Here is a 14,980-nt window from a genome sequence, read left to right as displayed (position 1 = left end):
CGCCCGACCTCTCCGCCTTCCGCACCCCCGCCGCCACGGGGCGTCCCCCTCGGGGGCTGCGGCTGGGCCTGGCCGCGGCGCTGGCCGTGGTCTGGTTCGCCGTGCTCGGCCTGGGCGGCCCCGTGTTCGGCAGGATCGGCGACGTCTCCTCGAACGACCAGGCCACCTTCCTGCCGGCGTCGGCCGAGTCCACCCGCGCGGGACAGGAGGCGGCGGCGTTCCAGGACGGCGAGGCCGTGCCCGCCGTCGTCGTGGGCCCGGCGAGCACCGCGGACCCCGCGGCCGCCTTCCCCGCGCTCGCGGACCTCGCGGGCCGGTTGGGCGAGGTGCCGGGCGTGACCGACGTCGCCGGCCCGATCCCCTCCGACGACGGCGCGGCGGTGCAGTTCCTGGCCTTCGTCGACTCCTCGGCCGGGGCCGAGCGGCCCGTGGCCGACGTGGTGGCCGACCTGCGGGAGGTCGTGGCGGACCCGGCGGCCGCCGACCCCGCCCTCGCCGGCACCGTGGCCGCGGACACCGAGTGGCACGTGGGCGGTCCGGCGGGCCTGGTCGCGGAGCTGGGCGGCGCGTTCGCGGGCATCGACGGGCTGCTGCTGCTCGTGGCGCTCGCGGTGGTGTTCGTGATCCTCGTGGCGGTCTACCGCTCCGTCCTGCTGCCGGTCCTCGTGCTCCTGACGGCCGTGGCCGCGCTCTGCGGCGCGATCGTGGCCGTCTACGGGATGGCACTGGCGGGCTGGATCCAGCTCAACGGCCAGGCCCAGGGCATCCTCTCGATCCTCGTGATCGGCGCGGCCACCGACTACTGCCTCCTGCTCGTGGCCCGGCACCGCGAGGAGCTGCTGGTCCGGGCGGACGTCGGGGAGGCGCTGCGGGCCGCCGTGCGCGGGTCCTTCGGCGCGATCACCGCGTCCGCCTCGACCGTGGCCCTCGCCCTGCTGATCCTGATGGCCTCGGACCTCAACTCGACGCGCTCCCTCGGCCCCGTGGCCGCCACGGGTGTGGCGTTCGCGTGGCTCGCCGCCCTGACCCTGCTGCCGGCGCTGCTGCGGCTGACCGGGCGTGCCGCCTTCTGGCCCACGATCCCGTCCCCCGAGCGCGCTCGCCGTCGCGCGCAGCGCAGAGCCGCCCGGGGCCGGGCCTTCACCCCGCCGCTCGACGGCGCGGGCCGACCCGTCGCCGGCCTCGAGGAGGACCACGGGGTGTGGACGCGGGTGGGCGCCGTCGTCGCGCGCCGGCCCCGTCTCGTCTGGGTCGCCACGACGGTCGTGCTCCTCGCCCTCTGCGGCGGTCTGCTGCAGCTGCGCGCGGACGGCGTCGCCCAGGAGGACGTGCTGCTCGGCGACTCCGACGCCCGGCAGGCCCAGGCCCTGCTGAGCGAGCACTTCGACGCCGGCGCGGGCGCCCCCGCCCAGATCCTCGCCCCGGCCGGGGACGCGGAGGCGGTGCTCGCCGCCGTCGCGGAGGACCCCGGCGTGGCCGAGGCCGAGGTCACCACGGACGCCCCCGAGGCCGCCGCGGGCCCACCCCCGGGCGTGACCGACGCGGAGGGCGGGGCGGGCGCCGCGTCCGCGCCGGAGCCGCAGCCCCGCGTGGTGGACGGCCGCGTGCTGGTCTCGGCCACCCTGGCGGACCCGGGCGAGTCCCTTGCCGCGCAGCAGACCGTGGCCCGCCTGCGCGACCGGCTCGCGGACCTCCCGGCCACGGGCGAGATCCTCGTGGGCGGCCCGGCGGCCCAGGCGCTGGACACGAACGTCACCACGCAGCGCGACCTGCGGGTCGTCATCCCGCTGATCCTCGCGATGCTGCTGGTCATCCTCGCGGTGCTGCTGCGCTCGCTCCTGGCACCCGTGCTGCTCGTGGCGGCCACCGTGGTCAGCTTCGGCGCGGCCCTGGGCGTCTCGGCCCTCGTGTTCCGGCACGTGTTCGGCTTCGAGGACGCCGACCCCACCGTGCCGCTGTACGGCTTCGTCTTCCTCGTGGCGCTCGGGATCGACTACACGATCTTCCTGATGACCCGGGCGCGGGAGGAGACGCCGCGGCACGGCACGCGGGCGGGCGTGCTGCGCGCCCTCACCGTGACGGGCGGGGTGATCACCTCGGCCGGCGTCGTGCTGGCGGCCACCTTCGCCGCGCTCGCGGTGATCCCGCTGATGTTCATGGTGCAGTTGGCGTTCATCGTGGCCTTCGGAGTGCTGCTGGACACGCTGGTGGTGCGCACGCTGCTGATCCCCGCGCTCGTCCGGGACATCGGCCCGCGCGTCTGGTGGCCGGCGCGGGCCGCCTGAGCCCGGACGGCGACGGAGGGCCCGACCGGTGGTGCGGTCGGGCCCTCCGTGCACGCGGGCGCCTCAGGGGCGCGCGGTCACTTCTTCTTGGACTTCTTCGCGTTCGAGGCCGTGGCCTTCTTGGCACCCGACTTCTTCGTGCGCGCGCCCTGCGGGGCGGGCGCGGCCTGGTCGTCCTTCACCCGGCCCGCGGCGGCGGCCTCCGTGGCCGCACCCGCGCTGCTCAGGCGGCCGTCGTCCGTGGTGAGGAAGGAGCGCATGAACCACTGGAACAGCTCGAGCTGGGCCACCTGGTCGATGAGGATGTCCTGCGTGACCGGGTCGAGGTCCTCGGTGGCGTCGATCGCGGCGCGGTGGTCCGTCACGACGCCGTCGTAGACGAGGTCCAGCGCGGCCAGGTGCTCCAGGGTCGACGCGCGGCCCAGTGTGTAGTCGTCCCACGCACGGGCGGCCACGAGCGCGCCCGGGGTGCCGGCGGGGGAGACGCCCAGGGTGGCGATGCGCTCCGCGAGGACGTCCACCATCCCGCGGACCAGCTCGATCTGGGGGTCGAGCATCTCGTGCACGCCGATGAAGCCGGGGCCCACCACGTTCCAGTGGGCGTGCTTCAGGGTGAGCTGCAGGTCGTTGAGGGCGTGCAGGCGACCCTGGAGGATCTCGGCGGTGCGGCGGCCCGTGCTCAGGGACAGGCCCGGGACGGTGTAGTCGGCGGCGTTCTGCTCGGCCATGGTGGTGCTCCTTCTCCGTCGGGACGGGCGCGCCGTCGGCGGCGCCCCGTGATCCGCCATCCAACCGCGTGAGACCCCCGCGCCTCCAGGGCCGGGCGCCTGCACCGGGACGGATGGGGGATGGAGCCGGGGCCCGGGAATGGATCGCGGACCGCCCGCGTTGACCCTCGCAGAAGCAGAAGTGAGTGAAGTCGACTCAGGTTCACTTGACAGTCCACCGCCCCGGTGGCAACCTGAGTCATGAAGGCTCAAGTCCCTGCGGCGCCGGTGCCCCGGCCCGCGGGTCCGGCCCCCGCTTCACCGTCAGACAGGAAGGACCCCATCATGTCCCGTGCAGTCGGCATCGACCTCGGCACCACCAACTCCGTCGTCGCCGTCCTCGAGGGTGGCGACCCGGTCGTCATCGCGAACGCCGAGGGCGCCCGCACCACCCCGTCCGTCGTCGCGTTCTCCAAGGGCGGGGACGTCCTGGTCGGCGAGGTCGCTAAGCGCCAGGCCGTCAACAACCCGGAGCGCACCTTCGCGTCCATCAAGCGCCACATGGGCACCGACTGGACCACCGAGGTGGACGGCAAGAAGTACACCCCGCAGGAGATCTCGGCCCGCACGCTGATGAAGCTCAAGCACGACGCCGAGGAGTACCTGGGCGAGAAGGTCACCGACGCGGTGATCACCGTGCCCGCCTACTTCAACGACGCCGAGCGCCAGGCCACCAAGGAGGCCGGCGAGATCGCGGGCCTGAACGTCAAGCGCATCATCAACGAGCCCACCGCGGCCGCCCTGGCCTACGGCCTGGAGAAGGGCAAGGAGGACGAGCTCATCCTGGTCTTCGACCTGGGCGGCGGCACCTTCGACGTGTCCCTGCTCGAGGTCGCCAAGGACGAGGACGACTTCGCCACCATCCAGGTGCGCGCCACCGCAGGCGACAACCGCCTCGGCGGCGACGACTGGGACCAGCGGATCGTGGACTGGCTGCTCCAGCAGGCCAAGTCCAAGGGCGCGGACCTGTCCAAGGACAAGATCGCCCTGCAGCGCCTGAAGGAGGCCGCGGAGCAGGCCAAGAAGGAGCTCTCCTCGGCCACCTCCACCAACATCTCGCTGCAGTACCTGTCCGTGACCCCCGAGGGCCCGGTGCACCTGGACGAGCACCTCTCCCGCGCCAAGTTCCAGGACCTCACCAAGGACCTGCTCGAGCGCACCCGCAAGCCGTTCGAGGACGTCATCAAGGAGGCCGGCGTCAAGGTCTCCGACATCGACCACGTGGTCCTCGTCGGCGGCTCGACTCGCATGCCCGCCGTCTCCGACCTGGTGAAGGAGCTGACCGGAGGCAAGGAGCCCAACAAGAGCGTGAACCCGGACGAGGTCGTCGCCATCGGCGCCGCGGTGCAGGCCGGCGTGCTCGCCGGCGAGCGCAAGGACGTGCTCCTGATCGACGTGACCCCGCTGTCGCTGGGCATCGAGACCAAGGGCGGCGTGATGGCCAAGCTCATCGAGCGCAACACGGCCATCCCGACCAAGCGCTCCGAGACGTTCACCACGGCCGAGGACAACCAGCCCTCCGTGTCCATCCAGGTCTTCCAGGGCGAGCGCGAGTTCACCCGGGACAACAAGGCGCTGGGCACCTTCGAGCTGACCGGCATCGCCCCGGCCCCGCGCGGCATGCCCCAGATCGAGGTCACCTTCGACATCGACGCGAACGGCATCGTGCACGTCTCCGCGAAGGACAAGGGCACCGGCACCGAGCAGTCGATGACCATCACGGGCGGCTCCTCGCTGTCCAAGGAGGACATCGACCGCATGGTCAAGGACGCCGAGGCCCACGCGGACGAGGACAGGAAGCGCCGTGAGGCCGCCGACCGCCGCAACCAGGCGGAGCAGTCCGCGTACTCCGTGGAGAAGCTCCTGCAGGACAACGCGGACAAGCTGCCCGAGGACGTCAAGACCGAGGTGCAGGCCGACGTCGACGCCCTGAAGGCCGCCCTGGAGAAGCAGGACAACGACGACGAGGTCGCCGCCGCGTTCGAGAAGCTCCAGGCCTCCCAGGTCAAGATCGGCGAGGCCCTCTACGCCCAGCAGGGCGCGGAGTCGGCCGACGCCGGCGCCGAGTCCGCCGCCCCGCAGGGCGACGACGAGGACATCGTCGACGCCGAGGTGGTCGACGAGGACGACGAGAAGAAGGCCTGACACCCCGGTGCCGGGGCGGGCGTCCACGCCCGCCCCGCCCGGAGGCCCACGACGCCGGCGGGCCGGCCCGGCAGCGCCCCTGCCAGGCCGGCCCGCCGGCCTTCCCGCACCACCCCCCCGCGCGGCGGACCCGCCGCGCCCACCCGCTTCGAAAGGACACACCATGAGCGCCGACCAGCAGCGTCCGCACGGCTCCTCCGACGCCGAGCGCGGCTCCGAGGAGGAGCCCATCGTGTTCAACGACCGTCGCCGCATCGACCCCGAGACCGGTGAGCCCCGCGTCTCCGCCGAGAGCGCGGCCGAGCAGGCCGAGGACGGCGACGCCCTCGCCCAGGCCGAGCGCATCCTCGACGAGGCCGGCGCGGAGGCCGGGACCGAGGCGCCGCAGCCCGCGGCCTCGGACCGCGAGGCCGAGCTCGAGACCGACCTGCGCCGTCTGCAGGCCGAGTACGTGAACTACAAGCGCCGCGTGGACCGCGACCGCGACCTGGCCAGGGACGCCGGCGTGCTCAAGGCCGTCACGGCGCTGCTGCCGGTGCTCGACGACATCGACGCCGCCCGCGCCGCCGGCGACCTGACGGACGGTCCGTTCGCCGCCATCGCGACCAAGCTCGACACCGCCCTGGCCGGCCTCGGCCTCGAGCGTCACGACCAGGAGGCCCTGGCCGGCGTCGAGTTCGACCCGGCCGTGCACGAGGCCGTGATGCGCCAGCCGCACGCAGAGGTGCCCGCGGACCACGTGGTCCAGGTCTTCCGCAACGGCTACCTCCGGGACGGCCGCGTGCTGCGCGCCGCCCAGGTGATGGTCTCCGCCGGAGACGAGTGACCCCGTCGGCCGGCGGCCCACCCCGCCGCCGGCCGACCCCCTGACCGATACACACGAGAGGAGGCACCATGGCCTCGCAGGATTGGATGGACAAGGACTTCTACGCGACCCTGGGGGTGTCCAAGGACGCCTCCGATGCGGATGTGAAGAAGGCCTACCGCAAGCTCGCCCGCACCCACCACCCGGACCAGAACCCCGGGGATGAGGCGGCCGAGAAGAAGTTCAAGGAGATCTCGGAGGCGTACGCCGTCCTGAGCGACCCCCAGGAGCGCCAGGAGTACGACGCGATCCGCGCGATGGGCGGCGGCGCCCGGTTCTCCGCCCCGGGCGGTGCCGACGGCGGCGGCTTCGAGGACGTCTTCGGCGGGATGTTCGGCGGCGGGGGCGGCCCCCGCACCACGCAGTCCGGGCCCGACCTGTCGGACCTGTTCAGCGGGATGTTCGGCGGCGCCGCGGGCCAGACCGGCGGCTTCGGCCCCGGCGGCTTCGGCCCCGGCGGCTTCGGCGACGCCGGCTACGCGCGGCCGCGCCCCACGAAGGGCGCGGACCGCACCGCCACCACCACGATCTCCTTCCGCGGCTCGATCCAGGGCACCACGGTGTCCCTGCGCGCCCCGGACGGCGAGACGATCGAGGTGAAGATCCCGAAGGGCATCCGCGACGGCCAGAAGGTCCGTGCCCGCGGCAAGGGCGCGCCCGGTGCGGCCGGCCGCGGCGACCTGCTGGTCACCGTGCACGTGCGCGAGCACGAGTTCTTCCACCGGGACGGGGACGACCTGCGCATCACCGTGCCCGTCACCTTCCCCGAGGCCGCCCTCGGCGCCACGATCGAGGTGCCCACGCTGGAGCGCCCCGTGAAGGTGAAGGTGCCGGCGGGCTCCCAGTGTGGCCGCGTGCTGCGCCTGAAGGGCCGCGGTGTCGAGCGCGGGACGACGACGGGTGACCTGCTCGTGGAGCTGCGCGTCACCGTGCCCACCACGCTCAACGACGACGCCCGCGCCGCCGTCGAGGCCCTGCAGTCCGCCACTGCCGGCGACGATCCGCGGCGGGAGCTGGCCCGGAAGGCAGCCTGGTGAGCGCCCGCGACGGCGCCGCCCGTGCGGACCGGGGCCGCGAGGGGGGTCCCGACCGGCACGCCCCGGTCTTCGTGATCTCCGTGGCCGCCGAGATGGCGGACATGCATCCGCAGACCCTGCGCCAGTACGACCGGCTCGGCCTCGTGGTCCCCGCCCGCCAGGACGGACGGCACCGCCGCTACTCCCTCGCCGACGTCGAGCGGCTGCAGACCGTGCAGACCCTGAGCCGCGAAGGCATCTCGCTGGAGGGCATCCGCCGCGTGATCGCGCTGCAGCGCGAGGTCGAGCAGCTGCAGGACACCGTGGTCGAGCTGGCTGCCCAGGTGGACCGCCTCCACCACGCCTCCCGCCTGGCCCGCGTCTTCACCGTGGGCTCCGGCGGTGACGTCTCGGCCCGCTACGCCGACCGGATGGCCGTCCGCCGTCACGCCGCGGCACGGGCCGGGGCGGACACCGCGGGCGAGGCCTGCCCGAGCGGCCTGCGGAGGCTGCCCTCCGGCGTCGCAGGCCTCCGACGGGTGCCCACGTGGCAGTCCGAGCAGGACTGAGCCGGGCGTCGTTCGGGGCGGCCGCGCGGTCCCGCGTGCAGGAGCGGCTGCGCGCCGACATGGCCCGGCGCGACGGCCTCGGCCGGCAGGCCCGGAGCGCCCTGGACGGGATCGTCCACGCCCTCAAGCCGGAGGGCATGGACCCGCACCTGCCCGCCCGGCATCTGCTGGACTACGTCCTCGAGGGCCCGGACGGGCCGCGCGCGGTGGTCGCCGCGGGGGACCCCGCGACCGCCACCCACCTGACCTGGCTCGTCTCCGGCATGGGCATCCGCCCCCAGACGGCCATGTGGGGGACGGCCCGGGAGGCCGCCCACCTCGCCGCCGCCCAGCGCGCCGCCGGCGCACCCCGCCCCGTCGTCATCGGGTGGCTCGGCTACCCCGCACCCACGCCCTGGCGGGTGGTGCTCGACGGCCCCGGCCGGCGCGGCGGCGCGATGCTCGCCGCGGATGTGCGGGCCTGGTGGGAGTTCCTGCGCCACGGGCCGGGGGAGGACGACGATGTCGCCCCGGCCCTGCGCGCCCGCGGGACCGCCGTGCACGGGGCCGTGGAGGCCCACTCGTACGGCTCGCTCGTGGCCGCGCACGCCCTGCGCCTGCTCGCGGACCGGGGCCTGCAGCCCGACGACGCGGAGGCCCCGTGGCCGGCCGAGCGTCCCGTCGAGGCCCTCGTGGTCTCGGGCACGGTCGGCCTGCCCGCCGCCCTGGCGGCCCGGGCCGCGCACCTCGGCCTGCGGTCCGGGCGGACGTTCCGCGCCCTGGCCCCGGGCGATCTCCTCGCCCGGGTCGGCCGCGCGGTCGGCCGTCGTCGGGACTGGACGGACGCCGCCGCGCTGCCGGTGGCCCCGCGGCCCGGCCTGGCGGGGGCCGCCGTCCGCGGCCACCGCACGGCCCGCTGGTCGCCGACGGCCCCCGAGGACGCCCCGAGGGGCTACCGGGACGCCGGGTCCGTGACGCTCGCGGCGACCGCGCGGGTGACCGCCGGCCTGCCGCTGTCGCCCGTTCCGGACGGCGCCGACCCGGCCGGGCCGGTCGCCCCGGCCTGAGCGACCCCGTCGGGCCCCGTGCTCAGCGGCGGCGGTACGCCAGGTCGAACACGAGCCGCCCGGCCCGCTGGGACTTCGCCTCGAAGCTCGTGATCGGTCGGCCCTCGAACCGGGGCGCCCAGCCGCCGTCGTGGTCCACGGGGTCCGCGGCCGCCGCGCCGGCCCGCGCCTCGCCCAGGCCGGCGCGCAGGGGGCGCTCCTCCTCGGCCGCGCTCTCCCATCCCGCGGGCAGCGGCTGGGCACCCACCTCGGTCTCCCTGCCCTCGCGGCGCACCCGCGTGAGCGGAGAGTCCTCGCCCGCGGCGCGCCCGGGGAAGAGGTTCTCGAACTCCGGGTGCGCCTCGAGCACCTCGCGCATCTGCACGGCGTAGCCCGACCAGTCCGTCGCCAGCCGCAGCACCCCGCCGGGGGTGAGCACCCGCGCCACGCGATCGGCGAAGGCGGGGGAGACCAAACGGCGTTTGTGGTGCCGCTTCTTGTGCCACGGGTCCGGGAAGAACACCCACACCTCGGAGACGGAGCCGGGCGTGAGCAGGGCGTCCAGCAGCTCGGGCGCGTTGGCCTCCACGGCGCGGACGTTCTCCAGGCCCTGCTGCTCCACGCGCGTCATGAGCGCGGCCAGGCCGGGCACGTAGACCTCGACGGCGAGCACGTTCCAGTCCGGCCGGTCGGCGGCGGCCTGCGCCGTGGACTCGCCCAGCCCCGAGCCGATGTCCACCAGCAGGGGAGCCTCGCGCCCGAACACCCCCGCCCAGTCCAGTCGGGCCCGGGCGTCCACCGAGGTGGCGCCGCGGCCGCGGGGCACGTCCACGAGGACCCGCTCCGCCTGGCGGTCCCACACCGCCTGTCGCCCCGCGTTCAGGCGCGCGCCGCGCCGGACGAAGGAGACCGGCTCCCGTCGGACGAGGGCGGGGTCCTTGTCCCGATTGTGGTCGTGCGCGTGGACGCGCTCGGCGGGCGGCGGCACGGCGTCGGGGCCGGGTGCGTCCGGGCAGGGGCGGGGCAGGTGCTCAGTCATCGCCCCGATCCTGCCACGGCCGCGCGTCGACGGTGCAGACCGCGGCCGACGACGGCGCCCGGCGCCGGGGTCAGGGGGTGCTGCTGGAGCGGTCCCCCGACGGGGGCCGAGGAGGACGGGGCCGTGCTGCTCGGCACCGGGGTGGTCACGCTGGGCGTCGGGGCCGCCGTGTCGGCGGGCGCGGACGGGGGCGGCACGGGTGCGCCGGTGGCCTCCTCCGTCCACGAGGACGTCTCGGGCTCCGGCTCGGGGGCGGGCTCCGGCTGCTGCTCCTCGGGGGTCGGGGTGGAGCGGTCCGGCAGACGCAGGTCGGCGGGGGCGGAGGCGGCGTCCGCGGCGACGTGGCCCAGGTCGGACAGCCAGGCGGTCGCCGTGTCCCGAGGGATCCGCACCGTCAGCACGCCCGCGGCGGCCGGCGCCATGGACGCCTGGTCCGCCTCGAGCATCAGGCTGCCGTCCGGCAGGAAGACCACCGCGTCCCAGACGCGACGGTTCTCCACCTGCTCCGGGGCGTCGACCGCCGAGTCCAGGCGCGAGCCGATCACGTCCGGGTCGTTGGCCATGCGCTGGCGCACCTCGGCGCGGAACGCGTCCCAGCCGTCGGGGGTGAAGAGATCGGCGGTCTCGAGCACGCGGTCCTCGCGGGCCGAGTACCAGATCACGTGCGAGGTGGACACGGAGTCCGTGCCGCGCCGCTCCGTGGCGAGCAGGCGGGCCGCGGCGATGTCCTCGGCCACGACGGCGAGCTGCGGCTGGATCTCCAGACGCGGGTCCGCGCTCGGGTCGGTGTCCCGGCGGTACTGGTCGATCTGGGCGCGCACGGCCTCGGCCATGGCCTCCGTCCAGGCCGGCGCCCCGGGCACCTGCAGCCACGCCCCGTGGTGGTCCGGGTCCTCGCCCTCGAGCACGGCGACGCTCGCCTCCGGCACCCGCTCGAGGTCGTGCGAGGGGACCTCGACCGTGAACGGGGCCATGTCCATGGACGGCAGGGCGGAGGCCGCCGTCGTGGCGGGCGCAGGCTCAGGCTGCGGCTCGGTGCGGGCACAGGCGCTCAGCGTCACCAGGGCGACGGCGGCCAGGCCGAGGGCCGCGCGGCCACGGCGGGGGGAGGGCAGGACGGGGTGCATGCGATTCACTTCCGGTGGTCGGAGGACTCCAGGATGGCCTCGACGCGGGCGGCCATCTCGTCCGCGGTCGGCGGGCGCCAGTCCGGGTCGTTCCGGCGGCGGGCGTCGCGGCGCAGGCGCAGGACCACCCAGGTCGCGAGGAAGGCCAGGATCAGGACCAGGACGACGTTGGAGAAGACGTCCGCGTACTCGGAGATGAGGTGGAACCGCTCCCCGAGCGCGTAGCCGCCGTACACGAAGATCGCGTTCCAGATCAGGGAGCCCAGCGCCGTGAACAGGGTGAACTTCGCGAGGTTCATCCGCTCGATGCCCGCGGGGATGGAGATCAGGGAGCGGAACACGGGGACCATGCGGCCCAGGAACACGGTCCAGTAGCCGTATCGGATGAACCAGCGCTCGGTCTTGGCCACGTCCTCCATGTCCACCAGCGGCATGCGGTCCGCGAGGCGGTACATGCGGTGGCGGCCGAGCCACGCGCCGAGGCCGTAGAGGGCCAGCGCTCCGACGATCGAGCCGACCGTCGCCCAGACCAGCGCGGCATGCGGGCTGAAGGCGCCGCCGGCCGCGGTGAAGCCTGCCAGGGGCAGGATCACCTCGGACGGGATGGGCGGGAAGATGTTCTCCGCGAAGACGGCCAGGCCGACGCCGATCGGGCCGACCGCCTCCATGATGTCCACGACGATGTTGCCGAGCCAGCCGTAGTCGGTGGGCGCGGCGGCGGCCACGGTCAGGGGTGCGACGAGGGGGAGCATGCGCCCCATTGTCCATCATCGACCGCCTCCGCGACGTGGTGGAGGCGCCGACGTCGTCCGCTCTGCGCGCACAGCCGCGCCTCCGGGCGGGCGGGAGCGGGCTGCCGTTGGTACTGTCGGAGGTGCAGACCGCTCACCGACCGTTCGCGCCACACCCCACTCCACGTGCGTGCCGCGGGCCCTACTGGAAGGAAGACTCCATGAGCATCGTCCAGATTCCGCTGCGCCTGGCCTCCGGCGCGTTCATCCTGAACTCCGGCCTGAACAAGCGCGGCATCTCCGCGGAGCAGGCCCAGGGCCTGCGCGACATGAGCGCCCGCGGCCTGCCCGCGCTGGCCAACCTGTCACCGGAGCAGTTCAAGAAGTTCCTCGTGACCACCGAGATCGGCGTGGGCTCGGCCCTGCTGGCCCCGTTCGTCCCGGGCTGGCTCGCCGGCTCCGCCCTGACCGCGTTCTCCGGCGGCCTGTTCTCCATGTACCTGAACACCCCGGAGATGACCGAGGCGGACGGCGTGCGCCCGTCCCAGGAGGGCACCGCCGTCGCCAAGGACATCTTCCTGGTCGGCTCCGGCCTGGCCATCGCCGCCGACTCCGTGGCCAACCGCCCCGGCAAGCGCCGCAAGGCCGCCAAGAAGCGCGCCGCCCGCATCGAGGGCGCCCGCGACGCCAAGGTGCAGGCCATCCGCGACGCCCAGGACGAGAAGGTCGCCGCGATCCACGCCGCCCGTGAGGAGCAGGTCGCCGCGCTGCGCGAGGCCCGTGACGAGCTGAAGAAGCTGCGCAAGAAGGCCTGACGCCTCCGCCGCATGCCTGAGGGGCCCCGCCCGGACCATGGTCCGGGCGGGGCCCCTCACGCATGTGCCCACCCACCGGGGCACGGCGGGCGGGCAGGCTCAGAGATCGATCTCGGTGGGGTGCAGCACGCGGCGCAGGAAGTCCTGGGTGCGCGGCTGCTGGGGGTCGGAGATCACCGCGGCGGCCGGGCCGGCCTCCACCACGACGCCGCCGTCCATGAACACGACCCGGTCGGCCACCTCACGGGCGAAGCCCATCTCGTGGGTGACCACGAGCATGGTCATGCCGTCGCGGGCCAGCTGACGCATGATCGCCAGGACGTCGCCGACGGTCTCGGGGTCGAGGGCCGAGGTGGGCTCGTCGAAGAGCATCAGCTGCGGGTCCATGGCCAGCGCCCGGGCGATCGCCACGCGCTGCTGCTGGCCGCCGGAGAGCTGGTCCGGGTAGCGGTCCTCGAGCTCGGCCAGGCCCACGCGGGCCAGCTGCCGACGGGCGATGTCCACCGCCTCGGCCTTGCCCCGCTTGAGCACCTTGAGCTGGGCCACGGTGCAGTTCTCCAGCACGGACAGGTGCGGGAACAGGTTGAACTGCTGGAACACCATGCCCACGTGGCGGCGCAGCAGGTCCAGGTCCACGTCCTCGTCCGTGACCGTGAACTCACCGACCGTGACGACGCCCGAGTCGGGCTTCTCCAGCAGGTTCACGCAGCGCAGGAGGGTGGACTTGCCCGAGCCGGACGGGCCGATCAGGCACACGACCTCGCCGGGGGCGACGTCGAGGTCGATGCCGCGCAGCACGTGGTTGGCGCCGAAGGACTTGTTGAGGCCGGCCACGTGCACGCCGGCGGCGTCCGCGGCGGCCACCGCGCCGAAGGATCCGGTGATGGGGTTCTGCTGGGCCATCTCAGTGCCCCTTCTTGGTCGAACGGGCCTCGAACCGGCGGGCCAACAGGGACAGCGGCACGGTGATCACGAGGTAGAACAGGCCGGCCACAAGGATCGGCGTCATGCCGGCGTCGAGGGCGGAGATGCCGTCGCGACCGAACTTGGTGAGCTCGTACTCGTGCGCGGCCAGGCCGAGCACGTAGACCAGCGAGGAGTCCTTGGTCAGGAGGATGACCTCATTGGTGAGCGGCGGCAGCACGATGCGGAACGCCTGGGGGATCACGATGGTGACCATGGCCCGCCACGTCGGCATGCCGAGGGACCGGGCCGCCTCCATCTGGCCGCGGGGCACCGCCTGCAGGCCGGCACGCAGGGTCTCGGCGATGTACGCGGCCGAGACCATGCCCAGGGCCACCATCACGACGACGGGGATCGGCCAGGACACCCCGAACGCGAAGGGCACCCCGTAGCCGAAGGCGAGGAACACCAGCAGCGCGGGGACGCCGCGGAAGAACTCCACGTAGGCGGTGGCCAGCCACCGGTACGGGCCGAACGAGCTCAGGCGCATGAGCGCGAGCACGATGCCGCCCAGCAGGCCGACGACGAACGAGGTGACCGTGTAGAACAGCGTGTTGCCCAGCCCCACGAGGATCACGTTGGGGAACATCGGGGCCACGGCGGGGAAGTTCAGGACGTTCTCGGCGAGCGCGCCCCAGTCGATGAGGACGGCCAGGACGACGAGGGCGAGGACGAAGACGGCCGCCTGGATGATCAGGGACAGCCGACGACGGCGGCGCGCGCGGCCGGGCTTCATGGCCGGTGCCGGCGAGACGGGGGCCTGCGTGCTCATCGGTAGTCCTCCTGTGCCTGACCGAACCAGCGCTCCTGGAGCTCGGCCACGGTGCCGTCGTTGCGCAGCTCCTGCAGCGCGCGGTTCACGGCGGAGCCGAGCTGCGCCTTCTGCGGGCCGACCGCCATGCCGAGCTGCTCGCCCGTGGGCAGCGACTCGACCACCTCGAAGCGATCGTCGTCCTTGAGGGAGTAGAGCAACACGGACTGGTTGCCCAGGGCGGCGTCCACGGTGCCGGCCTGCAGGGCCTGGACCTGCATGCCGCCGTCCTCGAACTGCACGGGGCTCAGGCCGTTCTGCTGGGCGTATTCGTCGCCGGTGGTCGCGGCCTGCACGCCGATCCGGCGGCCCTTCGCGGAGTCGACGTCGGTGATGCCGGAGCCCTTCTTCGCGACCAGGACGAGGTCGTCGTCGAGGTAGGGGAGGGTGAAGGCCATGACGCGCTGACGGGCCTCGGTGATGGAGATCGACGAGGCGTTCACGTCGCAGCCGGTGAGCGAGGCACCCGACTCGATGGCCTCGAAGGAGGAGTCGATCACGTTCACCCCGAGGCCCAGCTTCTCCGCCACCGCCTCGACCAGCTGGATGTCGTAGCCGGTCAGCTCACCGTTCTCCTCGAACTCGAAGGGCGGGTAGGGGACGTCGGAACAGACCGTCAGGACGCCGGGCTGGACGAGGCCGTACGAGGTGCTCAGGTCGTCGTCGGACACGATGCCGGCGGATCCGGCGTCGCCGCCGAGGACGGCGCAGCCGGTGAGCAGCGCCGCCGACGCGGTGAGCCCCACGGTGCCGAGGAGGCGGGAGTGGATGCGGGTCATGGAGGGCCTTCTGTGTCGCCGTCGGGAGGGGGCGGGTCGGAGG

Annotated in this window: 14 protein-coding genes; 7 read left to right on the top strand and 7 right to left on the bottom strand. The window is 74.1% G+C overall.

All coding sequences use genetic code 11. The features are described from left to right. On the top strand, positions 1 to 2,285 hold a 2,285-nt coding region (locus J1M40_RS01185; RefSeq protein ID WP_241251959.1), incomplete at its 5' end, for an MMPL family transporter. A 77-nt stretch (positions 2,286 to 2,362) separates the two neighbouring features. Here J1M40_RS01185 and J1M40_RS01180 read toward each other — a convergent pair. Then, on the bottom strand, positions 2,363 to 3,013 hold the full coding sequence (locus J1M40_RS01180; RefSeq protein WP_070708879.1) for a Dps family protein: 651 nt from the start codon (positions 3,011 to 3,013) through the stop codon (positions 2,363 to 2,365). A 324-nt stretch (positions 3,014 to 3,337) separates the two neighbouring features. On the opposite strand from J1M40_RS01180, the gene dnaK reads away from it, so the two are divergent. The 5 genes from dnaK (at position 3,338) to J1M40_RS01155 (ending at position 8,693) form a co-directional block, all read left to right on the top strand. After that, on the top strand, positions 3,338 to 5,197 hold the full coding sequence (dnaK, locus tag J1M40_RS01175; protein WP_070708878.1) for a molecular chaperone DnaK: 1,860 nt from the start codon (positions 3,338 to 3,340) through the stop codon (positions 5,195 to 5,197). 163 nt (positions 5,198 to 5,360) lie between these two features. Beyond that, on the top strand, positions 5,361 to 6,023 hold the full coding sequence (locus J1M40_RS01170; protein ID WP_070708624.1) for a nucleotide exchange factor GrpE: 663 nt from the start codon (positions 5,361 to 5,363) through the stop codon (positions 6,021 to 6,023). Between the two features lie 68 nt (positions 6,024 to 6,091). Continuing rightward, positions 6,092 to 7,099 (top strand): DnaJ C-terminal domain-containing protein, encoded by a 1,008-nt coding sequence (locus J1M40_RS01165; protein WP_069941130.1) that lies wholly within the window; start codon positions 6,092 to 6,094, stop codon positions 7,097 to 7,099. After that, positions 7,096 to 7,647, top strand: a complete 552-nt coding sequence (locus J1M40_RS01160; protein WP_020626477.1) for a heat shock protein transcriptional repressor HspR — start codon at positions 7,096 to 7,098, stop codon at positions 7,645 to 7,647. The genes J1M40_RS01165 and J1M40_RS01160 overlap by 4 nt, the downstream gene beginning before the upstream one ends. Beyond that, a complete protein-coding gene (locus tag J1M40_RS01155; protein ID WP_251393439.1) occupies positions 7,626 to 8,693 on the top strand; it encodes an alpha/beta hydrolase in 1,068 nt (355 codons plus the stop codon). Before J1M40_RS01160 ends, J1M40_RS01155 begins: the two co-directional genes overlap by 22 nt. A gap of 22 nt (positions 8,694 to 8,715) precedes the next feature. On the opposite strand, the gene trmB is transcribed toward J1M40_RS01155, so the two are convergent. The 3 genes from trmB to J1M40_RS01140 are packed head-to-tail and all read right to left on the bottom strand — an operon-like array spanning position 8,716 to position 11,590. Next, positions 8,716 to 9,711, bottom strand: coding sequence for a tRNA (guanosine(46)-N7)-methyltransferase TrmB (trmB, locus tag J1M40_RS01150; protein WP_036317245.1), 996 nt, complete (start codon positions 9,709 to 9,711; stop codon positions 8,716 to 8,718). After that, positions 9,708 to 10,838: a hypothetical protein gene (locus tag J1M40_RS01145; protein WP_241251968.1), complete on the bottom strand. Its 1,131-nt coding sequence runs from the start codon at positions 10,836 to 10,838 to the stop codon at positions 9,708 to 9,710. The genes trmB and J1M40_RS01145 overlap by 4 nt, the downstream gene beginning before the upstream one ends. A 5-nt stretch (positions 10,839 to 10,843) precedes the next feature. Next, the gene (locus tag J1M40_RS01140; protein ID WP_036314296.1) at positions 10,844 to 11,590 is read right to left on the bottom strand and encodes a DedA family protein; all 747 of its coding nucleotides are present in this window, start codon (positions 11,588 to 11,590) and stop codon (positions 10,844 to 10,846) included. A 200-nt stretch (positions 11,591 to 11,790) separates the two neighbouring features. Here J1M40_RS01140 and J1M40_RS01135 point away from each other — a divergent pair, with 200 nt between their 5' ends. Then, entirely contained in the window at positions 11,791 to 12,384 is a 594-nt protein-coding gene (locus tag J1M40_RS01135) for a hypothetical protein (RefSeq protein ID WP_020626481.1), read from the top strand. Positions 12,385 to 12,483: 99 nt separating this feature from the next. Here J1M40_RS01135 and J1M40_RS01130 read toward each other — a convergent pair whose 3' ends face one another. From J1M40_RS01130 to J1M40_RS01120, 3 genes are read right to left on the bottom strand one after another with little or no spacing between them, the layout of a single operon-like run. Continuing rightward, a complete protein-coding gene (locus J1M40_RS01130) occupies positions 12,484 to 13,287 on the bottom strand; it encodes an amino acid ABC transporter ATP-binding protein (protein WP_241251958.1) in 804 nt (267 codons plus the stop codon). 1 nt (position 13,288) lies between these two features. Continuing rightward, complete coding sequence (locus J1M40_RS01125; protein WP_020626482.1) at positions 13,289 to 14,119, bottom strand: amino acid ABC transporter permease; 831 nt, start codon at positions 14,117 to 14,119, stop codon at positions 13,289 to 13,291. Continuing rightward, entirely contained in the window at positions 14,116 to 14,937 is an 822-nt protein-coding gene (locus J1M40_RS01120; protein WP_036314235.1) for an ABC transporter substrate-binding protein, read from the bottom strand. Before J1M40_RS01120 ends, J1M40_RS01125 begins: the two co-directional genes overlap by 4 nt. Between the last annotated feature and the right edge of the window lie 43 nt (positions 14,938 to 14,980).

Source organism: Micrococcus sp. KRD026 (genome assembly GCF_017168445.1).
Classification (GTDB): Bacteria; Actinomycetota; Actinomycetes; order Actinomycetales; family Micrococcaceae; genus Micrococcus; species Micrococcus luteus.
Note: the sequence above shows the minus strand (reverse complement) of the source record. Positions and strands in the feature narration are given on the sequence as shown.